Origin of the sequence: Nocardia sp. NPDC058114 (assembly GCF_042884695.1) — a bacterium.
Taxonomy (GTDB): domain Bacteria; phylum Actinomycetota; class Actinomycetes; order Mycobacteriales; family Mycobacteriaceae; genus Nocardia.
In genome coordinates this window covers 370,726-392,141 of sequence record NZ_JBHVTK010000007.1, presented here as the reverse complement: position 1 = coordinate 392,141, position 21,416 = coordinate 370,726, and the positions used below count along the sequence as shown (strand labels likewise).

Sequence of the window (21,416 nt, the reverse complement as noted above, 5' to 3'; positions counted from 1 at the left end):
GGGGCCGCGGTCGTTTCGGGTCAGTAGACGTAGACCACGGCGTTCTCACCGCCGGTGCAGGTGACGAGTTTGCCCTCGGGTGCGCACGTCATCGTGTAGGTGCGGCCGGTCACCGGGCTGGTCGCCACCACTGAGCGGGCTCCCGTACCGCCGCCGGCGTAGGCCTCCCGGACCGCTTCGGCGAAACCGCAGCTGGTGACCGCGCTGCCGACGGCGACCTTGCTGTAAGAGCCTGTGGCGGTGCCGGTTTCACAGGGCTGCGCACCCGCGGGCAAGGTGGCCGGTCCCGCCGAGGTGGTGGGAGCGGCCGTGGTCGCGCGCGGGGTCGTGCCCGCGGGTTGGCCGGAACCGCCCGGCGCCTGCGAAATCGGTGCGGCCGTGGAGGTCTCGGCGGGGTCGGCGGCCGACATCATGCGCCAACCGACCGCGCCACCGACCGCGAGTACCAGGACGGCGAAGACACCGGCCAGCACCGGCAGCAGAACCGATCGCCTACGCTCCGAATCCTGGTGCGCCCAGGCCGGATCGGGACCGTACGCGGGGTCGGGTCCATAGGCCGGGTCAGGCCCGTAGCCGGGGTCGTATGCCGGATCGCGATAGGCGTGATCGCCGTAGGCACTGGGCGGTTCGTCGTAGTCGGAGTACGCGTTCTCCTGACCCACGTACTGCCGGGTCGCGGCCGCCCTGGCCGGATCCTCGAACTCCGGCGGGGCCTGATGGGCAGCGAAAGGTGCGGCGCCGCCACGGTATTGATGTGTCGGCTGCGAGCGCTGCGGATCGAGTTCGTCAGCCCCGTAATGCTGGGTCGGCGCCGACCGTTGCATGTCGGCGGGGTCGTACTGCTCGGTCGCCGGTGCGTACTGCGCGGGCGGACCACCGAACCGGTCGTCGGCGTCCTCGTCGAAACGCTCCGGGGGACCACCGAATCGGTCTCGCGGATCGTCGAGATCGCCGCCGAACTTCTGCGTCGGCGGCGCGAAGGCGGCGGGGTTGTACTGCTCGGTCGGCGGGCCGAACGCATCGCCTCGGGCATGGCCGGGAGCGCCGTCGAATCCGTCGTCCGGCGGGCCGCCGAAAGGTCCTGCAGGACTGGCGAACCGGTCGTCGGGAGCGTTCTGTTCCGCACCGAACCGCTGGGTCGGAGCCGCGAAGGGGGCAGCCGAGTTCGGGCGGGGGGCGTCGAATTCCGGTGTGGGAGAGGGGAACCGGGGATTGGGGTTCGATGCCGGCGGGAGGTACTGCTCCGTGGGCGGGCTGTAGGCCGCCGGGAGGGGATGCTCGCCGGAGTAGCGCTGGGTAGGGGCGCCTCGGTGGGGATCCTGCTGCGGCGGGAGACGGTGCGGTCCGGTTGGCGCCGGGTAAGGGGTGGCCGACGCGGGACGCGGTGGCTGCAGGAGGGGAGCAGACGTTTCGCCCGGCTGCGCACCGTCGTAGAGGTGCGCGTCCGGGAAGGGACGCATCCGCGGGAGGCCCTGGTCTGGGGTGTAAGCCGGGGGCGGCTCGGGGGCCTCCGGCTCATCGGCCGACGGCAGGGGCGCGAAGTAGGTGTCGGCGGGCCGGATTTCGGCGGGGCCGGTCGGCTGGATCACCGCGGGTATCGAGATCTCGCCGGTGCCCTCGGCGGGAACACGACGGAAACCGGTGGTGTCCGAGGCCCCGGGGCGCGCCTCGGGCGGGCGGATGATCAAGGTGGGCTGGGCGCCGGTCGCGGTCGACTGACTGCGCGAGGTCTCCACACCGCCGGTCGCGGTCACCGCGCCGATCACGCGGAACTCCCCGGTCGGCGTCGGCACCTGCTCGACGTCGGCAGGCTCCTCCGAGACGGGGGCGTCCTTGCGGGCACCACTCGCGGCACCGATGGGCACCGCACGCGCTGGACCGGCCGCGGACCCCGCGTGGCCACCACGCTCGGCACCGGCCGGTCCGCCGGGAGCACCGGTCGGCGCCCCGGCGGCACCGCGTCCCACACCGGCGGCGAATCCGGCGGCGGCGGCGAAACCGCGCCCGGGAGCCGAGCCCGGGCCACCTTGCGGGGCACCCGCCGGCGCGCCTGCGGAACTACGGAGCGTGGGACCGGACGAAGAACCTGGAGTCACATCGTGGCCACCGGGGACGCGGCGGGCCCCGTCGTACGACGCGAAAGCACCCGATGGCGCGGGCGCACCGGCTTCCCGCACGGCCGAAGCCAGCGCTCGGCGAGCGGCGACAGCCAACGCACCGGCCGACGCGTAGCGATCGGCCGGGTCCTTGGCCATGCCGGTCCCGATGACATCGTCGAGTGCGCCGGGTATCCCGTGCAACAGCTCGCTCGGCCGCGGCGGGGCCTCGGACAAGTGCGCGCGGACCAGCACGCTCATGCTCGCCGCAGGGAAGGGCGAAGCACCGGTGAGGCATTCGTGCAGGACGCAGGCCAGTGAGTAGACGTCGGCGCGGTGGGAGATCGGGCCGACATCGAAGCGCTCCGGCGCCATGTAGATGTAGGAGCCGACCGCCATCCCGGCCTGGGTCACCGCGCTGTCGCCCTCGGTGTGCGCGATGCCGAAGTCGGCGAGGTAGGCGAAATCGGCGGGCGTGACCAGGATGTTGGCGGGCTTCACATCGCGATGCACCAGCCCGCCCGCGTGCGCGGCGTCGAGCGCGGCGGCGATCTGCTCGACGACGGCGACCGCGCGTTCCGGGCTCATCGGCCCGCCTCCGCGCAACACGGTCCGTAGATCGGAGCCGGGAACCAGGCGCATATCGATGAAGAGGACCCCGTCGATCACGCCCCAGTCATGGATCGGGATCACGTGCGGTTCGGCCAGCTTGGCCGCGGCCTGGGATTCGCGCCGGAATCGGACCTGATAGGCCGGGTCTTGCGCGAGCTCCTCGGCCAGCAACTTCAGAGCGACCACTCGGTCCTTGCCGGTGTCGTAGGCCTCGTAGACCTCGCCCATCCCGCCTTTGCCCAGCATCGACCGCAACTCGTACGGGCCGAATCTGCTCCCCGTCCGTGACCCAGGTGCCTGCACCAGCGTCCGCCTCCCACTTCTGGCAGGCCCGTGGACCTGCTTCTCAGTAGGAAGATTCTCCCGGTGTCACTACGCCGTGGTCAAACGCGAACACGATCGCGGCAGCGCGATCGCGCAGGTCGAGCTTGCCGAATATGTGTCCGACGTGGCTTTTCACGGTTACTTCCGAGATACCGAGTTCAGCGGCGATCTCGCTGTTGACCCGGCCCGAGCCGATCAGTTCGAGCACTTCGTACTCGCGGGCGGTGAGTTCGCCGAGCCGGCGATCGGTTCGGGTACCGACCGGTTTCACTGTTCTGTACGCCGTGAGCACCCGTCCCGTCACCGAGGGATCGAGCCACGCGCCACCGCCGGCCACGGTGCGGACCGCGCGGATCAGATCCTCCGCGGGCGAATCCTTGAGCAGAAAGCCCGCGGCGCCCGCGCGCAGCGCGCCGGAGAGAAGCTGGTCGTCGTCGAAGGTGGTGAGCACCAGCACCGGTGGGGCGTCGGGGCGGGCGCGCAGCAACCGGGTCGCATCTATGCCGCCGACCCGCTTCATCCGCAGATCCATCAGCACCACATCGGGTCGTTGCGCGGCGACGGCGGCCGCGACCTCGTCGCCGTCGGCGCACTCGTTGATGGTGAAACCGTCGCGACGCCGCAGGATGCGACGCAATCCGCCGCGTACGAGTTCCTGGTCGTCGACCACGAGCACTGTCACCAGCTGCTCGATCGGCGAAGCGGTCGTCACGTGTCCTCCTGAGGTCTGTGCCAGAGCTTGCCCGGCAGCACGGCCGCGAGGGCGGCGCACGAGCCTGCTCGTAGTGGGAAGCCGACCCGCACCGTCCAGCCGTCGTCGCCGGTGCCCACGATGATCTTCCCACCGAGCAGTTCGGTGCGTTTGCGCATGCCGCGCAGTCCCATCCCGGTATCGCGGCGCAGCGCGGGCCCGAACGGCAGCGGATTCGACACGACCAGCGTCGCCGCCTCGGCCGAGACGTCGAAGCGCACCGTGGCGGGGGCGCCCGGCGCGTGCTTGATGACGTTGGCCAGCGATTCCTGACCGATCCGGTAGAGCGCGTGGCCGATGGCACCGGAGACGGTGGTCAGGTCGCCGGTGCGCGCGTAGTCGACGGTGAGCCCGGCGCGGCGGAAGTCGCCGACGAGTTCGTCGATATCGGCGGCGCCCGGCTCGGGAGCCAGTTGCGCCGGGCCCGCGTCGAGCATGCCGACGGTGCGCCGGATGTCGGCCATCGCCTGGCGGCCGAGGCGTTCGGCCTCGACGAGCGCTTCCACCGCCTCGGTGACGTCGTCGTCGGTCTGGAGCGCGCGGCGGGCGGCGGTCAGATGCAGCAGGGTGATCGAGAGCGAATGGGCGATCACATCATGGACTTCGCGGGCGATCCGGCGTCGTTCCTCGTCGGCGGCCTGACCGGAGCGGATCGCTTGATTCTCGCGCTCTTGATACAGGAAACGCCGCTGATACTGCAGCATCACCCCGACGAACATGCCGAGCAGGATGCCGATCACATACATCGGTAGTCCTTGCAGTGGCTGCTCACCCCAGTGCACGTGCCCGGCCACGTCGAACGCGACCAGTTCGAGGATCGCGAGCAGGGTGAATCCGATGGTCCACCCGCGCGAGGCGACCGCGGCCACCTCACCGGCGACGATCACCAGCACGAACGGCGCGAAGTCGGCGTTGACCGGCTGCAACAGGAACAGGGCGCAGGAAGCCAGCGCGCTGCCCTTCAGCAGCACGGGGTGCGGATTCACCCGGAAGATCGCGAACAGCGGAATCGGCAGGAACGCGGTGGCCATCGCCAGCAGCGGCAGCACACTCGGGAAGTACGCGTGCCGCTGGATCACCGCCGCACCGGTGACCACCAGCAGCGCGAGGTCGGCGGCCAGGATCACCACGGGCGGATAGTCGTAGGGCAACGATTCGATGCGTTCGCGGACGGTGGTGAGCAATCGTGGCACCGCGGCCCTGGCCGCGAACCGCTGCCGCAGGCTCACTCGGCCCGGCGCCTTCGCGGGGATGGCGTGGCTCACATCCATGATGTAAGGCTAGTCGCCACCTACGGGGCGGGCATCGTCCCGCGAACGGTACCGATCTCCTACCTGGGTAGGAGAAGAAGTCGGGTCCCCGGGACGACGATTCGGCCGTTCGCCGCCCGTAACGTTCGATTCACCCGCTCACGGAAGGTGAAGCCCATGACCTGGACCGATCTACACCACCGCACCGAGATCGTGCACACCGTGCTCGCCAGGGCAGCGGTCGACCCGAACGACCCGGCCCTGTTCGCCGGCCTCGCCGGGCTCGACACGCTCTTCGGCGGAGTCGACGGCCTGCTACAGGCGCTGGCCAACCGCTGGGACAATCATCTGCGCGTCAAACTCGAACTGGCCGAGATCGACGGCCGCACCCCGATGGAGGCCTATCTCGAGCTGGCCGCCGAACAACCGGCCCTGCGTGGGCTTCTCGACGCACGCCCGGCGATCGGGCAGACTACCCGCGACCGCGCACTCGCACGCTGAAACCCGAAACTCCCTGGGGGACAAGATATGCCCGACATCGAATCGCCACAGCAGCCGATGCTGGAGTTGACCCGGGTGGTCAAGCAGTATCGCGTCGGTGATCAGGAAGTCCGCGCGCTCGACGAGGTGAGCATGCGCATCGAAGCAGGCCAGTTCACCTCGATCATCGGGCCGTCGGGTTCCGGCAAGAGCACCCTGCTGCACCTGCTCGGGGCGCTCGATCGTCCCGATGAGGGCTCGATTCGTTTCCGCGGCACCGAGATCGGCGATCTCGACGAAGACCAGCAGGCCGCGTTCCGGCTCGAGCAGGTCGGCTTCATCTTCCAGTTCTTCAACCTGCTCCCCACCCTCTCGGCCTGGGAGAACGTCGCCGTGCCGAAGCTGTTGGACGGCACCGGCTTACGCAAGGCCAAGCCGCGCGCGCTGGAACTGCTCGATCTCGTCGGCCTCGGCGATCGCGCGCAGCACCGGCCCGCGGAGCTCTCCGGTGGGCAGATGCAGCGCGTGGCGGTGGCCAGAGCGCTGATCATGGATCCGCCGCTGATCCTGGCCGACGAACCGACCGGCAACCTCGACTCCAAGACCGGCGCCGCGATCCTCGCGCTGCTGGGCGACATCACCGCGCAGGGCAACTCGGTGGTGATGGTGACACACGACATGAGCTCCGTCGACTACTGCGACCGGGTGATCACCTTGCGCGACGGTCAGATCGGCGCGGACGAGCGCGTCGCTTCGCGAGTCGACGCATGATCGCCGCCGCCATCGATCGATTGCGGCTGTTCAACTTCGGTGAACTGCTCCGCCATCCCGGTCGCACCCTGATGTCGGGAGCCGTGATGGGAGTCTCGGCCGCGCTGATCGTCGCGGTGCTGAGCATCTCCGGGTCGGTCACCGGGTCGGTCGACAAGCTCACCAAGGGTCTGGCGGGCACCGCCGAACTCGAGATCACCGGTATCACCGACGCGGGCTTCGAACAGTCACTGCTACCCCGGATCGCCGCGACACCCGGGGTGGCGACGGCGGTGCCGATGCTGCGCGGCACGCTCGGCGCCGGCCCTGACCGGGCACTGCTGATCGGCGCGGATCAGAATATCGGCGCGCTCGGCAGCGATCTGGCCGGGCCGATGTCGCAGTACACCACCAAGCTGCTCAGCACCGAGCGCGGCGTGCTGGTCGGCGCGGCCATGGGTCTGCGCGAGGGCGACCCCGTACCGATCGGGGCAGGGACGGCGAAGGTGGCTGCCGTCCTCGACTCCGAGGCGACCGACCGGCTCAACAGCGGACATGTGGTGGCGGGTCCGCTGCCGCTGATCCAATTCCTCACCGACCGGGTGGGCAAGCTCGATTCGGTGCAGATCGTGGTGCGGCCCGGCACCGATGTGGCCGCGCTGCGCACCGCCCTCACCGATGCGGTGGACGGCCGGGCCGTGGTGGCCGAGCCGAGTCTGCGCACCGCGCAGGCCGGTGGCGCGATCCAGATCATGCGGTATTCCACGCTGATGTCGTCGGCGGCGGCGCTGATCGTGTCGGCCTTCTTGATCTACAACGCGATGAGTATGGCGGTGGCGCAACGCAGGCCGACGCTGTCGTTGTTGCGGGCGATCGGCGGCAAGCGGGCCCCGATGGTGCGTGATCTGCTCGTCGAGGCCGCGATGCTCGGGCTGATCGGCGGGGCGATCGGCGCGGGAATCGGTGCGCTGATGGGGCGGTTCGCGATCGACAGGCTGCCCGCCGCGATCGTGCAATCGGTCGAGGCGCGCACCGAGTTCCAGGTGCCGAACTACGCGATCCCCGTCGCGATCGCCGCGTGTGTGGTGGCGACGGTGCTGGCGGCGTCGATCGCGGCCAGACAGGTGTACAAGGTCGCACCGGTCGAGGCGTTGGCGCCGGTGGAGGCCAGCGATGCCGCGGCGACCAACTCGGTGTTGCGCTGGGTCGCCCTGGCCGCGGGTGTGCTGCTCGGTGCGGCGGCCGTGGCCATCGCGTTCGTCGACCTCGGGCGACTGTCGCTGGCCGCGATCACCACGTCGTTCACCGCGACGGTGTTCCTGTGTTTCGCCGCCACCGGTCCGATCGTGCGCGGATCCGCGGCGATCGCCCGCTGGTTCGGCGCGCCGGGCGCGCTCGGGGCGACGACGCTGGAACGCGCGCCGCGCCGCGTCTGGGCCACCGCGATGACGGTGATGATCGGCGTCGCGGCGGTGGTCGCGCTCGGTGGGGCGTCGGGCAACATGGTGAAGTCGGCGACCGATTCGTTCCAAAGTCTCGGCGACACCGATCTTTACGTGAGTCCGAGCCCCGTCGAGCAGTTCCCGACCGGGCCGGTCCTGCCCGACGGCCTGGCCGCACGGGTCGCGAACGTCCCCGGCGTGGAACGGGTGAGCCCCGCCCAGATGGCCTTCGCGACCATCGGCAGTGGTCGGGTGATGTTGCAGGGCTATCCGCCGAGTACCTCCGATACTCGTCTCGGCGCGGTCGATCGGGCGGTGATCGACCGGATGGAGCGGCGCGAAGGTGTGGTCATCACCCGTGACGTGGCACGGTCGCTCTCGCTTGCCGTCGGCGACGAGATCACCATGCCCACCCCCTCCGGTGAGCGCAAAACAGCTGTGCTGCAAGTGATTCCGTACTTCACCGCCGTCTCCGGCGTGGTGATGATGAACCTCGACCAGATGCGGGAGTGGTATCAGCGACCCGGCGAGACGATCCTGTCGATCCAGTATTCGCCCGGCGCCGACCCCGACACGGTGCAAGCCGCGGTCCGCGCGATGGTTCCCCGCGAAATCCATGTCGACACCGGCGCCGACATGGTCGACGCGATCTCCTCGAGCGTCCAGCAGGGTGCGGCGATGAGCAACATGATCCTGTGGATCGTCGTCCTGGTGGCGACGGTGGCGTTGCTGAACACCCTGATGCTGTCGGTCCTGGAGCGACGCAGGGAGCTGGGGGTGCTGCGCGCCATGGGCACCAACCGCAAGTTCCTCCTGCGCTCGGTGCTCGCCGAAGCCGCGGGCATCGGATTCATCGGCGCGGCCATCGGTCTGCTCGTCGGCGTCGCGGTGCAGTATCTGGCCACGGTGGCGATCGGGCATGCGATGACCATCGACATCGTCTACCGGCCGAGCCCGCTGATCGCGGTCTACGGTGCGGTCGCGCTCGGCCTGGCACTGCTGGGCTCGATCCCGCCCGCCCTGCGCGCGGCGCGGATGCCGATCGTGGCCGCGCTGGCGGTGGACTGACCTGGGTCGCCGCGGTGCCCGGCATCTCAGCCCGGCGCCGCGGCGACGCCTTCCCTCGCACCGTCACCTCGGTATCGCGGGCCCACCCCGGGGTCGGCCCCGTCATCGATCAGAGCGGAACTTCGTCCCACCACGCGATGACCTCGTCCTGCGCCGAGGGGCGGGTGGCCCCGCCGGTGCCGCTGCTGCCCCGGCGACTCACCACGACAAGGTAATTCGCGCGGGCGGAGTCGCCGGGGAAGCTCAACACCTGGTGCGCGGTCTGGACGCGGATGTTCGCCGGATCCGGAACCACCCACCGCTGCAGTGAGAACGGCACTTCGTCCTTGCTCCCCGCGTAGCGAACGGTCGCGGGCACCGCCTCCAGCACCGACCGCGCCTGGCTCGCGTTCGCGTACTCGAGCACCAGGTAGCTCAGCGCACCCACTTGATTGTCGGACCGCTCGCACTGCCACCCGGTCGTGATCGGAGTCCACTGCAACGCAGCCTCTTTCCACGCCAACTCGCTGACATTGCGCACCCCCACACACCGCGCCCCCCGATACCCCACACCATCACTCATCTGCCCCTGCGGAACCAAGGTCGGGAAAACCCGCCGACTCTCCGCGAACGAATCCGCCACCTCGGCCACCGAATTCGACGGCCCGCTCGCGCCGTCTTCCACGTCGAGACCGTCGTCGTCTCCGGGCAACACCACCACGACCAACGCGACAACCAACGCGACCAGCACCAGAACCAGTGCCACCAACACAACCCACCCGAACCGCTGCATCCCCGACACCCGTCGAGGCACCGGCCAATACCCCCGATGCGGCACCATCCAGGGCCCCCGCGGCCCGGACCGCACCACCCCGTGCTGCTGACCCGCACCACCCGGCACGACCGGACCACCCGACTGCCCCGCCGCCGCCGACTGCCCCGCGTCTACCTGAGGCCCCGCGCCGCCCGGCTGCCCCGCACCACCCGGCTGACCTGGGCTGCCCGGCCGACCCGCGCCGCCCGGCTGACCCGCGCCGCCCGGCTGACCCGCACCACCCGGCTGACCTGGGCTGCCCGGCTGACCCGCACCGCTCGGCTGTCCGGCAATGCTCGGCTGAGGTGCATTGCTCGGCTGACCGGCATTGCCCGGCTGACCCGGATTGCTCGGCTGACCGGCAATGCTCGACTGTCCGGCAATGCTCGGCTGAGGCGCATTGCTCGGCTGACCGGCATTACCCGGCTGACCCGGATTGCTCGGCTGACCCGCATCGCTCTGTGCTGCGCTACCAGGCTGTCCCGGCTGGCTGGACTGCCCTGCGGCTCCCTCCGGCGCCACAGGCCCGGCTGGGGCCGCGTTCGAGGCCCCAGCGATCGAGGTCACCTCGGTCAAGGCCGCCGCGTTCGCCGCGTCCAGCTCGCCCGCGTCGCGCATCGACACGACATCGGTTGCCGCAGTGGCCGATACCTCGCCGGACTCCGCACCGCCGGTCGCTGCGGCGCTGTCCGATCGAGGCGCCGTGGATGACGGCTTGTCGAGAGACACTGGGCTGGAAGATATTCCGGCATCGACCGCGGGCACCGCCACAGCTTCGGCGACCCCCGGCGCGGGGCGCTGCACGCCCGCGGATGGCGGCACGGCGGCCGAGGCCGCGACCGCAGGCGCAGCGGCAGCCAGGGCCGCCGCACCAGGCGCAGCGGACCCGGATCGGCGCGCATTCGGCTGTCCGGCAGCGGGACTCGCGGCCGGACGCTGGGCCACCGGAGGTACTTCGCCGGGCGGCACCGCACCGCTGGGCGCAGCCGGGCGCGGAGCGACCGGCGGGACAGCTCCGAAAGGCCGTGAAGGTGGTTGCCAATGAGGTTGTGGTGCAGGCTGTCCGGGTGCGCCTTGATACCCGGGCGGCGCCATGCCGGGCGGCGCGAAAGGCGCGGCGGGCCCTTGCTGCGGGGCGGGCGGGTAGTAACCCGGCACCGGGTTCGCGGGCGGGCGCGGCAGGACCGGTGGGGTCGTGGAGGTCAGCGCCTGGCGGGCCGCCTTGGCGAACGCGGCGCAGGAATCGAACCGTGCCGCAGGATGTTTTGCCATCGCGGCGGCGAGGACGGCGTCCATGATCGGCGGCAGACCCGCGCGACGCAGCGCCAGGGGCGGCGGCGGGGCGTAGAGGGTGCCGCGGATGATCTCGTTCGGGTCGGCGGAGTCGAAGGGCGCCAGTCCGGTGAACAACCAGTACAGCGAACACGCCAACGAGTACTGGTCGGAGCGATGGTCGAGCTCGGCGCCGGTCATCTGCTCCGGTGACGCGTAAGCCAGTGTCGCGGTGAACATTCCCTGCTGGGTGAGGTGGGTGGAGTCGGCGCGCAGCCGGGCGATGCCGAAGTCGGTGAGGAAGACCCGCTCGCCCTGGCCGCCGGTGGAGCGGGCCAGCAAGATGTTGGCGGGCTTCACATCTCGGTGCAGCACTCCCCTGCCGTGCGCGTAGTCCAGCGCGTCGGCGACCCCTTCGATGATCTGCACGGCCCGCTCGGGTGGCAGCGCCATCGGGTCGACCGTCGCGGCGTCGATCCCGTCGACGTACTGCATGCTGATCCAGAGTTGTTCGCCCTCGGTCCCCCGGTCGAAGACGGTGACGATGCCGGGATGGTCGAGCCCGGCGGCGAGATCGGCCTCCCGTTCGAACCGCGCGCGAACGCGCTCGTCGGCGAACAGATCCCGGTTGAGCAGCTTGAGCGCGGTGAGCCGGTCCAGGCGCGGATGCCGGGCCAGATACACCGTGCCCATGCCGCCCTGGCCCAGCATCGCCTCGATGGTGAACCCCGCGAACACCTCACCGATGTCGTGCACTACGACCCCCTTCCGACCGTGTGACCACGTTCATTCGAATTCTCGCCGAAAATCGGTGAAACTTGCTAACAGTCGTCCGGGTGTGACCGGACGCGTTCGACGAGAAGTTTGCACCGCCGGAGCACGCGCAATGGGTGGTGGGGAGGATTCGGTGGTGAAGTCGACCGGAACGACGGCTGCCTGTCGCAGGCTGCTGCTCTGTGGGGTGCTGGCAACTGCCGCACTGTCCACCTCGTGTGCCACGCCGGGCACCCCGACGGCGGTGAGCGCGCCCACGGTCACCGTCAACAGCGAAGACGCGTGGCATCCCGGTCTGTCGATCGGGCTGCCCGATTCGCTGGCCGCGGAGTTCACCCTCTTGCAGTCGAAGCTGCCGGGCCAGGTCGGCATGGCCTTGATGCCGGTCGGCGGCGGCCGGATGACGATCTACGGCGACTGGACCACCGGCATCGCCTGGTCCACGATCAAGATCCCGCTCGCGGTCGCCGCGTTGCGCCACGACTCCGACCAGTCGATCTTCGAGATGGTGGAGGCCGCGATCACGGTGTCGGACAACGACGCCGCCGAAGGCCTGTGGGAATCCCTCGGTGACGCACCGGAAGCCGCCGACGCGGTGCAGCAGATCCTCGACGAGGCGGGCGACGCGGCCACCGGCAAGTCGGGCACCCGCACCGAACTCGACGGCACCTCCTTCGGCGGTACCGAATGGTCGCTGGCCAACCAGGTGCGGTTCGCGTCGCGGCTGCCGTGTCTGCCGCAGGCCGAGGTCGTCACCTCGCTGATGGGTGAGATCACCGAGGATCAGGGGTGGGGCCTCGGCCTGCTCGACGACACCGAGTTCAAGGGCGGCTGGGGTCCCGACGACGTCACCGGGGTCTACACCGTGCGCCAGTTCGGACTGGTACCCGTGGGCAGCGGTCAGCTCGCGGTAGCCCTTGCGGCACAAGCCGATTCGGGCTCGTTCGACGACACCACCGCACTGCTCGACCGGATGGCGCTGCTGCTGGCCCGGCACCTGCCGAACCTGCGCGGCGGCGTCTGCCCGCGCTGAGCGCACCGGCTCAGCCGGGAACGACCAGGCCGGATTCATACGCCAGGACCACCGCCTGGGCGCGATCGCGCAGCCCGAGCTTCGAGAAGACCTTGGAGACATGGGTTTTCACGGTCTGCTCGGCCACGAACAGTGCCGCGGCGATCTCGGTGTTCGACAACCCCTTGGCCACCAGTTCCAGCACCTCGCGTTCACGGGGGGTCAGGGTGCCGAGCGCGGGCGCCGGGGCTGCCCGCACGGTATTGCGCCTGCGGGTGACGTCGGCGATGAGCCTGCGGGTGATCGTCGGCGCGAGCAGCGCCTCACCGTCGGCGACCACCCGCACCGCACGCACCAATTCCTCGGCGGGCGCGTCCTTGAGCAGGAACCCGCTCGCCCCGATGCTCAGTGCCTCGTAGACGTAGTCGTCGATGTCGAAGGTGGTGAGCATGAGCACCCGCACCGGCGGATCGAGATTCGCGGTGAGGATCGCGCGGGCGGCGTCGAGACCGTTCATCTCCGGCATCCGCACATCCATCAGCACCACGTCGGGACGCAGTCGCTTGGCCTCGGCCACCGCCACCTTGCCGTCGGGTGCGTCGCCGACGACGCTGATATCGGTCTGCGCACCCAGCAGGGCGCCGAAACCCTGGCGCACCATCGCCTGGTCGTCGGCGATCAAAACGGTAATAGCCACCCAGTCACCCTAGTGGGTGGGCAATCTCACCGAGACCTCGAATCCGCCGCTGAGCGTGGGCGCCGCGTGCAGCTCACCGCCGACCGCGACCACGCGGGTGCGCATGCCGTCGATGCCGTGACCACCGCCCGCACCGGGCTGGGGCACCGTGGCGGTCGCCGCGTTGTGCACGGTCACGCTCACCTCCCCGGGGTCGACCGCCACCGCGACGTGCACCGCGGCACCCGGTGCGTGCCGGGCGCAGTTGGCCATCGACTCCTGCACGACCCGATAGACGACCAGCCCGGTCGTCTCCGGCACCGATTCCAGATCCCCGGTCACCGTCCAGTCGACGGGCAGACCCGCACGCAGAGCCGACGCGCACAGGGCGGGCACGTCCGAGGCGCGCGGTTGCGGCGCGTGTTCGGGCAGCTGGCCGTCACTGCGCAACACCCCGAGCAGGCCCCGGATCTCGTTGAGCGCGGTGCGGGCGGTGGCGCCGATCGACTCGAACTCGGCGCGCGAGGCCGGGTCGAGGTCGTCGATCCGGTACGGCGCGGTCTGCGCCTGCACCACGACCATCGACATGTGGTGGGCGACCACATCGTGCAGGTCACGGGCGATGCGGGCCTTCTCCTCGAGGATCGCCCGGCGCGCGCGCTCGAGCTCGGTCACCTCTTCCTGCCGCTCGAGCTTGCGCCGCGAGGCCAGCAGGATCCGCACGAGATAGCCGAACAGGGCCAGCGCGCCGAACCCCATCGCCCAGCCCCACAGCGGACCGGTGTCCGAGCCGGGCATCGTCGTGGCGAACAGCATCGAGGTGGCCGCCCAGGCGACGACCACGATCGGCACCGCGGCCCGCAGCGCCACCGCGAACAACAGCACGAACAGCACGATGATGTGCACGACCTGGAAGGGCAGATCGTTGTCGGCACCCGGCTGCATGCCGATCGAGAACAGCAGCGCGGCGCCGGCGGAGATCGCCCACCCCATCGCCGGGTTGACCCGCACGAACAGGATGGGGAAGGCCGCCAGGGCCGACAGCAGGGGCGCGGTGACCGGCGAGACCTCGTGGGTGACGAACAACGTCGGCCACGCGATGCTGTACAAAATCAGCGCGACCAGCACCGTTGCGAAGTCGAACCAGGTGCGCGCGGGTATTCCTCGCGCGGCGGGGCGCAGTGGTGCGGTCATGACAGTGAGCCTACGAACCGTCCGGTCAGCGGACCTCATACCCACGAACCGAATACGACCCCCTACCCTGGTGTGACCCCGGCGCCGGGCCTGCCACTCGCGCGCCCCGATAAACAAGTCCGTAGCGGGATGCCCGCCGCGTGACCCGCTCCTTACCGTCGGAGGCCATGAACACCCCGCTTCGCCCGGTACCCGCCGCTGCTCGGGCCCGTACCGCAGATTCCGCCGCCTCCGCGCCGTCCCCCGATTCCGCGCAGCACCGCCGTCGTAGCGGTGTCGCGCTGTGCACGGCCGGGCTGGCCATGGCCGCCGCCGTGGTCATGTCGGCACCGGGCGCCATGGGCGGCACCACCCCGGCCGGCAGCGAGAACGTCGCGGCCGCCGCCGCGGTCCGCGCGCTCATCGACGACAGCCCGGACGCCACCTCGCTCATCCCCCGCGATTTCGGCTACAAGTTCGGTTACGACCCCGTCCAGCTGGACGGCTTACTGGTGAACCCGAACGGCGGCTGCTCCTCACCGGTGACGCTGCCCGCCGAGTTCGAGTCGGCGTGTAAGGCGCACGACCTGGGCTATGACGTACTGCGCTACGCCGAGCGGGTCGACGAACCCCTCGGCGGGTGGGCGCGCCGCTCGGTGGACGCAGCGCTGAACCGGCGCATCCACGCCTCGTGTCAGCTGCGCGACGACGAGTTCTCCCGGGCTCGCTGCGGCGTGATGGCCGATATCGCGTTCACCGCCGTGGACGTGAACTCGCGGCGTCAGGAGTACGGCGCACCGGTGGTCGAGAACGTCTTCGCCCAGACCGACCCGGCCGACCGGCCCAACCTCTGGCCGCTCGCGCGCACCGTCCTCGGGTTGTTCGCGGTGACAGCGGCCTCGGCCGTGATCATCGACGCGCTGCGCAAGTTCCGCCGGCGCTTCGTCTGATGCGGTTGCCGAAAACTAGAACATGTCCTAGTTTTCACACATGTCTCTAGTCATCGACGAAACGATCGAGATCGACGCCCCCGCCGCGAAGGTGTGGGAGGTGCTCACAGATTTCGAGCGCTACGGCGAGTGGAACACCTTCTGCTACGAGGCGTCGAGCACGCTGGAACCGGGCTCGCCCATCGACATGCGGGTCCAGCTGGGCAGCAACCGTCGTCCGCAGCGGGAATGGATCCGTACCCACACCCCGGGCGTCGAGTTCAGCTACACCATGAAGCCGGTGCCGCTGGGCGCACTGCACAGCCTGCGCTCACACACCGTCGTCCCCCTCGGTCCCGACCGGTGCCGCTACGAGTCCCGGTTCACCCTCGCCGGTTGGTTCAGCCCCGTGGTGACAGTGGCGCTCGGCAAGCATCTGCGGGCCGGCTTCACCGCGATGACGGCGGGCGTCGGCCGCCGCGCGGTGGCGTAAACACCCACCACCGGCGGGCACACCGCCACAAGCGGGGCGTACCAGGTTCTTTCGAACCGGCACGCCCCGCTCGGGGAGAATTTCTCAGACCGCGCTCGGGGTCGGCAGCGCGCCGCGTGCCACCTCGTAGGCCGCGCCCACCCGGTACAGGCGGTCGTCGGCCAGCGCGGGCGCCATGATCTGCAGACCCACCGGCAGGTTGTCGTCGGCCGACAGACCCGACGGCACCGACATGCCGGGATGACCCGCCAGGTTGGTCGGCAGAGTGCACAGGTCCGACAGGTACATGGCCAGCGGGTCGTCGACCTTCTCGCCCAGCTTCCACGGGGTGAACGGGCTGGTCGGCGAGACGAGCACGTCGACCTGCTCGTAGGCGGCGTCGAAGTCGCGCGCGATCATCGTGCGAACCTTCAGCGCCTGGCCGTAGTAGGCGTCGTAGTAGCCCGCCGACAGCGCGTAGGTGCCGATCATGATGCGGCGCTTGACCTCCGGACCGAAACCGGCCTCGCGGGTCAGCGACATCACCTGGTCGGCGCTGTGGCTGCCGTCGTCACCGACGCGCAGGCCGTAGCGCATGGCGTCGAAGCGCGCCAGGTTCGACGACACCTCCGACGGCATCACCAGGTAGTACGAGGACAGCGCGTACTCGAAGCTGGGGCACGACACCTCGACCACCTCGGCGCCCAGTTCCTTCAGCACCGCGACGGCGGCGTCGAAGGAGGCGATGACGCCGGATTGGTAACTGTCGGAGTGCAATTCACGCACCACACCGACGCGCACGCCCGTCAGGTCACCGTTGGCGCCCTGCTTGGCGGCGGCCACCACCGGCGCCACCGGAACATTGCGCGAGGTGGAGTCGCGCGGGTCGTGCCCGGCGATCACCTCGTGCAGCAGCGCGGTGTCGAGCACGGTGCGACCACACGGACCACCCTGATCCAGCGACGACGCGCACGCGATCAGGCCGTAGCGCGAGACGGTGCCGTAGGTGGGCTTCACCCCGACCGTCGCGGTGACCGCGGCGGGCTGACGAATCGAGCCACCGGTGTCGGTACCGATCGCCAGCGGCGCCTGGAACGAAGCCAGCGCCGCCGCCGAACCGCCACCGGAACCACCGGGGATGCGGGTGGTGTCCCACGGATTGCGGGTGGGACCGTAGGCGGAGTTCTCGGTGGAGGAGCCCATCGCGAACTCGTCCATGTTGGTCTTGCCGAGAATCGGGATGCCCGCGGCCCGCAGCCGTGCGGTGACCGTCGCGTCGTACGGCGACATCCAGCCCTCGAGGATCTTCGAGGCACAGGTGGTCGGCATGTCGGTGGTGGTGAAAACGTCCTTGAGCGCCAACGGAACTCCCGCCAGCGACGAGGCGGGCGTTTCGCCCGCGGCGAGCGCGGCGTCGACCACGGCGGCCGCGGCGAGGGCTTCGTCGCCCGCCACGTGCAGGAAGGCGTTGAGCTCACCGTCGACCTTGCCGATGCGATCCAGGTGCGCCTGGGTGACCTCGGTGGAGGTCACCTCGCCGCCGTGGATCTTGCTCGCCAGCTCGGCAGCCGACAGCTGCGTCAACTCGCTCATTCGCCCTCTCCCAGGATCTGCGGGACCAGGAAACGCTGTTCTTCCACGGCGGGCGCCTGGTCCAGCGCCTGCTCGGGGGTGAGGCCGGGCGTGACCACATCGGGCCTGGTCACATTGGTCGTCGGATTCGGCGACGCGGTGGCGGGGACGTCGGCGGCGACCTCGGTGATGGTCTGCACGTGGCTGAGGATCGAATCCAGCTGACCGGCGAACTGGTCCAGTTCGGCGTCGGTCAACGCCAGCCGGGACAGCCGGGCGAGGTGAGCGACCTCGTCACGGGAGATTGCGGGCACCGCGGGACCCCTTTCGGCTTCGGTGGGCAGTATCGGTACAGCCTAATTCACACGGTCGCGAAGCAATCCACAGCCTGCGCATGGCCGGAGCGCAGGCGGAGGTACGCCTGATCGGCGCGTCATATCGGTTTCGACGCGCCCGCCCCCGCGGCTCGGACGCACCCGCCGCACACGAAAGTTCGCGCATGTCGCGCCGATGGGGTCATACTTCGGGTCGAGAACCCGCGTTCAGGGGTGTAAGTATTGCTTCACCGGGTATTCGTCTCGAACAACCCCGGCCGTTATGGAAAGGAACGCACGTGTCATACCTGCTCCGCGTGCAACTTCCGGATCGACCGGGAAGCCTCGGCTCCCTCGCACTCGCCCTCGGCGGGGTCGGCGCGGACATTCTCTCGCTCGATGTCGTGGAACGCGGCGCCGGGTTCGCGATCGACGATCTCGTCGTCGAAGTGCCTACCGGCGCACTGCCCGACACCCTCATCACCGCCGCGGAGTCGGTGCGCGATGTGAGCGTCGACTCCATTCGCCCGTACTCCGGCGTGCTCGACACCCACCGCGAGCTCGAGCTGATCGACCAGGTCGCCAGTGCTCGCGACGACCGGCTCCAGGTACTCGTCGACGGCTGCCCGCGGGTGCTGCGCGTCGGCTGGTCCACGATCATCGGCCTCGGCCCGGCGGGCGCCTACCGCATCGTCGGTAGCCCGAGTGCCCCTGAGACACAAGCGGGTTCGGCCCCGTGGATGCCCATCGAGAAGCCGATGTGGCTCGACGGTGAGGCCGAATGGGTGCCCGAGATCTGGCGCGACATGGACACCAAGCTGGCCGCCGCGCCGCTGGGCAACACCGGCAGGGCACTGCTCCTCGGTCGCCCCGGTGGGCCCGACTTCCGGCCGTCGGAGGTGGCGCGGCTCGGCTACCTCGCCGGCATCGTCGCCACCGTCCTGAACTGATCGGGTCAGCGCAGCGCGAGCCGCATCACGAACAGTTGCAGTCCGTCGTGGGTGGCCCAATCACGTTCGGGCACACCGACGAAGCCGAGGCGCTCGTAGATTCGGTGGGCGTCGACCATCGAGAACATCGTGGTGAGCGCGACTGCGTCGAAACCGCCTGATCTCGCCTCGTCGACGACGGCGCGAACCAGCGCGGTGCCGACACCGAGTCCGCGTGCCCGCTTGGATACCGCGAGCATCCGGAACTCGAGTTCGCCGGGCTGAGCGATCTCCGCATAGGGCGTGCCGGGCTTCGCGACGGTGAGCGAGCCGACGACCGCACCGTCGTGCACGGCCACGAGGACCTCGGCCTCGGCGGCCCGGTGCGCCACGTCGGCGAGTTCCCGCACATAGTCGTCCCCGTCGGGGACATAGCCGTCGCCCACGTACACCTCCACGGTCAGCGCGGCGACCGCGTCGTATTCGTCGGGGTGGGCGGGGCGGATCAGGAGTCCGGTGGTCTGCTCATCGGTACCGTGCATCCCCGAATGCTCCCATCTGGACGCTTGTGAGCTCCGACTCACCCATGCCCGGCGAGATCGGTGAGGTCGCTCAAGAGCCGAGGTAGGGGCGCAAGCCGGGGTGCTCGGCGTGCCAGTCGTCGGGGTTGTGCGGTGGGTAGGCCACGGCGAGGTGGTCGCCGGGTGCGGGCCAGTGTGCGGCGTCCCAGGCGAAGCGGCGGTAGACGACCTTGCCGGTGATCGACGGACCGGTGACGGTGCCGGTGATCGTCACGTAGTGCTCGCCGGTCATCGCGGGCAGCGGGCTGACACCGGTCACGTAGAGCGACCCGTGTTCGAGGTTCGCCCTTCCCCGGCCGGTCCGTCCGGAGACGACGGCCGCGATCGTCACCACCAGCATCGTCACCAGCGCTACCGCCATCACCACTTCGAGCATGCGCCCATGCTATGCCCCGCTCACAGCGGCGTGAGTTCGCTGACCCCCAGTGCACGGCGCACCTGCCACACCGCCGTGCGGGTGCGCTGGGAGCGGCCGTTGCCGCGGTCGATCAGCGCTCGATCGGCGGTGGTGTAGATCAGTTGTGCGCCACGGGAATTGGTCTCCGGGTTCTGGAACAACTGGACGAGGCGGTCGGTCTCCTCGACCGGCAGGCCGACGCCGAGATCGTCGACCGCGAGCACCTGGCCGGTGTCGAGAGCCTCCAGCATGGCGGGCAGGACGCGCAGCAGCGAACGGGTGGCCGTGGATTCGTCGGCCAGTTCGAACGGGACGTCGATGCCCTCGTGCACCAGGCTCAGCCCCGCGCCGCGGCGGTCGACCATGCGCCGGTACAGCGCGTCCCGCGCCGCGCGCAGGGTGCTCAGCTCGCGATCCACGAGAATCTGCTCGGGGTGGTCGAGATGGCCTGCCAGCGCGCCGATCTCGGCGTCCAGATCACGCAGGTAGTCCGCGTACATCGGATCGTGTTCGGCGACGAGCAGATCCTCGATCCCGAGATCGGCGGTGCGCAGCAGCATCAGCAGACGCGCCGCGTTGTCGGGCGAGCGGGAGATATGGCTGCCGAGATCGTGCGCGAGCGCGTCGGTGTCGACATCGCCCTGCTGCACAGTCAGATTCGCCGCGAACCACCGGTACGCGGGCACGAGTGCCTCGGCGTACATCTGCCCCGCCAAACTCAGCAGCAGCGCGTTCGGCCGCAGCAACGGCACCAGCGCCGCCACCCCGTACCGGGCCGCTTCGAACATCGGCCCGATCTTCACCTCGTCACCCCGGCGTTCGAACACGATCCGCTTGCGCGACCGTGGATGGGTGTAGAGCCACTCCGCGACCACATCGGCGTTGTCGAGCCGGAACCCGTAGGTGTAGGGCACGCCCTCGGCGACGAATCCGGCGACGAATTCCGTCGGCCGCTCGGCGAACCCGAGATGCGGTCGCCGCACCGGGCCCGCGTAGGGGTCCCATCCGCTCACGGAATTCAGGACCGCGTCCCGCATCTGCCCGATCGCGTCGATCACGCTCGTCTTCCCGGCCGCCGCCACCCCGTGCACCGCGGTCACCGGCACCGCCAACGGCCCGCCTGCCCCCTTGGTCAGCCGCAACTGCTGAGCCTCCGCCAGCGATCCATGATTGGTCACCTGAAAACTGCGCAGCAAGGGTCCGCCTCTCCGAGATTCTTGGCAAGACTAAGGGACACGGGGGCTCGCCCACGCGGCAGCCTGATCCGGTGAACGGCAGCACCGATCCCGCGCGTGTTCGGTTCGGACGCACTAAGGTGCTGGACACTGCGGCTGGTTCGTCGCAGGTTCGGCGGTCGGCGATGAGGGATGGGTGCGCGTAATGGCGGTTCGGGTAATTGTTCGCGGAGTTGTCGTTGCCGCGGTGACCGCGGGAGCGCTCGTGCCCGCGGCGCTGGTGAGTGCGCCCAGTGCGCTGGCCGATCCGTGCCCGACGGGAACCGCGCGGGTGTTCCTGGGGAACTCGACCAACTCGTGTCAGGGCGCGGGGTCGGTGTCCTATACCGACGCACCGGTGTCGAAGGTGTGCTCGATGGCGAGCACCGATGTGACGGTGGAGATCCAGACCAACATCAAGAAGCGGCCGTTGCGTACCCAGGAGCTCAGCAACGGGCAGTGCGCATCGTTCGACATGAAGACCCAGATCGGCAACACGGTCACCGTCACCCCGAACTGACGCGAACCCGGCTGT

19 protein-coding genes are annotated in these 21,416 nt (G+C 69.8%); 8 read left to right on the top strand and 11 right to left on the bottom strand.

Annotation, left to right across the window (positions count from 1 at the left end; all coding sequences use genetic code 11):
- Window positions 1-20 precede the first annotated feature (20 nt).
- The 3 genes from ACFVVI_RS26095 to ACFVVI_RS26085 all read right to left on the bottom strand — a co-directional run bounded on the left by ACFVVI_RS26095 (window position 21) and on the right by ACFVVI_RS26085 (window position 5,054).
- Complete coding sequence (locus ACFVVI_RS26095; protein WP_387447264.1) at window positions 21-2,954, bottom strand: protein kinase; 2,934 nt, start codon at window positions 2,952-2,954, stop codon at window positions 21-23.
- A gap of 100 nt (window positions 2,955-3,054) precedes the next feature.
- On the bottom strand, window positions 3,055-3,744 hold the full coding sequence (locus ACFVVI_RS26090; protein ID WP_358063879.1) for a response regulator transcription factor: 690 nt from the start codon (window positions 3,742-3,744) through the stop codon (window positions 3,055-3,057).
- Window positions 3,741-5,054, bottom strand: coding sequence for a sensor histidine kinase (locus ACFVVI_RS26085; protein WP_387447262.1), 1,314 nt, complete (start codon window positions 5,052-5,054; stop codon window positions 3,741-3,743). The genes ACFVVI_RS26090 and ACFVVI_RS26085 overlap by 4 nt, the downstream gene beginning before the upstream one ends.
- Before the next feature lie 156 nt (window positions 5,055-5,210).
- On the opposite strand from ACFVVI_RS26085, the gene ACFVVI_RS26080 reads away from it, so the two are divergent.
- The 3 genes from ACFVVI_RS26080 to ACFVVI_RS26070 are packed head-to-tail and all read left to right on the top strand — an operon-like array spanning window position 5,211 to window position 8,773.
- Window positions 5,211-5,534, top strand: coding sequence for a hypothetical protein (locus ACFVVI_RS26080; RefSeq protein ID WP_387447261.1), 324 nt, complete (start codon window positions 5,211-5,213; stop codon window positions 5,532-5,534).
- 27 nt (window positions 5,535-5,561) lie between these two features.
- Window positions 5,562-6,284 (top strand): ABC transporter ATP-binding protein, encoded by a 723-nt coding sequence (locus ACFVVI_RS26075; RefSeq protein WP_378633366.1) that lies wholly within the window; start codon window positions 5,562-5,564, stop codon window positions 6,282-6,284.
- A complete protein-coding gene (locus tag ACFVVI_RS26070) occupies window positions 6,281-8,773 on the top strand; it encodes an FtsX-like permease family protein (protein ID WP_379317059.1) in 2,493 nt (830 codons plus the stop codon). The genes ACFVVI_RS26075 and ACFVVI_RS26070 overlap by 4 nt, the downstream gene beginning before the upstream one ends.
- Before the next feature lie 109 nt (window positions 8,774-8,882).
- Here the strand turns inward: ACFVVI_RS26070 and ACFVVI_RS26065 are convergent, their stop codons facing one another.
- Window positions 8,883-11,594, bottom strand: a complete 2,712-nt coding sequence (locus ACFVVI_RS26065; protein WP_387447259.1) for a protein kinase — start codon at window positions 11,592-11,594, stop codon at window positions 8,883-8,885.
- Between the two features lie 154 nt (window positions 11,595-11,748).
- On the opposite strand from ACFVVI_RS26065, the gene ACFVVI_RS26060 reads away from it, so the two are divergent.
- Entirely contained in the window at window positions 11,749-12,645 is an 897-nt protein-coding gene (locus ACFVVI_RS26060; protein WP_378991597.1) for a hypothetical protein, read from the top strand.
- A 10-nt stretch (window positions 12,646-12,655) separates the two neighbouring features.
- Here ACFVVI_RS26060 and ACFVVI_RS26055 read toward each other — a convergent pair whose 3' ends face one another.
- The gene (locus tag ACFVVI_RS26055; RefSeq protein ID WP_358105204.1) at window positions 12,656-13,321 is read right to left on the bottom strand and encodes a response regulator transcription factor; all 666 of its coding nucleotides are present in this window, start codon (window positions 13,319-13,321) and stop codon (window positions 12,656-12,658) included.
- A 9-nt stretch (window positions 13,322-13,330) separates the two neighbouring features.
- A complete protein-coding gene (locus ACFVVI_RS26050) occupies window positions 13,331-14,494 on the bottom strand; it encodes a sensor histidine kinase (protein WP_379317130.1) in 1,164 nt (387 codons plus the stop codon).
- A 167-nt stretch (window positions 14,495-14,661) separates the two neighbouring features.
- Between ACFVVI_RS26050 and ACFVVI_RS26045 the strand changes: the two genes are divergently transcribed.
- Window positions 14,662-15,423 carry a hypothetical protein gene (locus ACFVVI_RS26045; protein WP_379317129.1) on the top strand — a complete coding sequence of 254 codons (762 nt, stop codon included), beginning with the start codon at window positions 14,662-14,664 and terminating at the stop codon, window positions 15,421-15,423.
- A gap of 40 nt (window positions 15,424-15,463) precedes the next feature.
- Window positions 15,464-15,895: an SRPBCC family protein gene (locus ACFVVI_RS26040; protein ID WP_378991594.1), complete on the top strand. Its 432-nt coding sequence runs from the start codon at window positions 15,464-15,466 to the stop codon at window positions 15,893-15,895.
- An 84-nt stretch (window positions 15,896-15,979) separates the two neighbouring features.
- Here ACFVVI_RS26040 and gatA read toward each other — a convergent pair whose 3' ends face one another.
- Window positions 15,980-17,467: an Asp-tRNA(Asn)/Glu-tRNA(Gln) amidotransferase subunit GatA gene (gatA, locus tag ACFVVI_RS26035; protein WP_378991592.1), complete on the bottom strand. Its 1,488-nt coding sequence runs from the start codon at window positions 17,465-17,467 to the stop codon at window positions 15,980-15,982.
- Window positions 17,464-17,760: an Asp-tRNA(Asn)/Glu-tRNA(Gln) amidotransferase subunit GatC gene (gatC, locus tag ACFVVI_RS26030; protein ID WP_101466314.1), complete on the bottom strand. Its 297-nt coding sequence runs from the start codon at window positions 17,758-17,760 to the stop codon at window positions 17,464-17,466. The genes gatA and gatC overlap by 4 nt, the downstream gene beginning before the upstream one ends.
- Window positions 17,761-18,059: 299 nt before the next feature.
- On the opposite strand from gatC, the gene ACFVVI_RS26025 reads away from it, so the two are divergent.
- Window positions 18,060-18,710, top strand: a complete 651-nt coding sequence (locus ACFVVI_RS26025) for an amino acid-binding protein (protein WP_358105186.1) — start codon at window positions 18,060-18,062, stop codon at window positions 18,708-18,710.
- A gap of 5 nt (window positions 18,711-18,715) precedes the next feature.
- Here ACFVVI_RS26025 and ACFVVI_RS26020 read toward each other — a convergent pair whose 3' ends face one another.
- From ACFVVI_RS26020 to ACFVVI_RS26010, 3 genes are all read right to left on the bottom strand, one after another.
- The gene (locus ACFVVI_RS26020; protein ID WP_378991590.1) at window positions 18,716-19,231 is read right to left on the bottom strand and encodes a GNAT family N-acetyltransferase; all 516 of its coding nucleotides are present in this window, start codon (window positions 19,229-19,231) and stop codon (window positions 18,716-18,718) included.
- Between the two features lie 70 nt (window positions 19,232-19,301).
- Window positions 19,302-19,646, bottom strand: coding sequence for a hypothetical protein (locus tag ACFVVI_RS26015; protein ID WP_378991589.1), 345 nt, complete (start codon window positions 19,644-19,646; stop codon window positions 19,302-19,304).
- A gap of 20 nt (window positions 19,647-19,666) precedes the next feature.
- The gene (locus tag ACFVVI_RS26010; protein ID WP_378991587.1) at window positions 19,667-20,845 is read right to left on the bottom strand and encodes an ATP/GTP-binding protein; all 1,179 of its coding nucleotides are present in this window, start codon (window positions 20,843-20,845) and stop codon (window positions 19,667-19,669) included.
- Window positions 20,846-21,047: 202 nt separating this feature from the next.
- On the opposite strand from ACFVVI_RS26010, the gene ACFVVI_RS26005 reads away from it, so the two are divergent.
- A complete protein-coding gene (locus ACFVVI_RS26005) occupies window positions 21,048-21,401 on the top strand; it encodes a hypothetical protein (protein ID WP_358105177.1) in 354 nt (117 codons plus the stop codon).
- Window positions 21,402-21,416 lie beyond the last annotated feature (15 nt).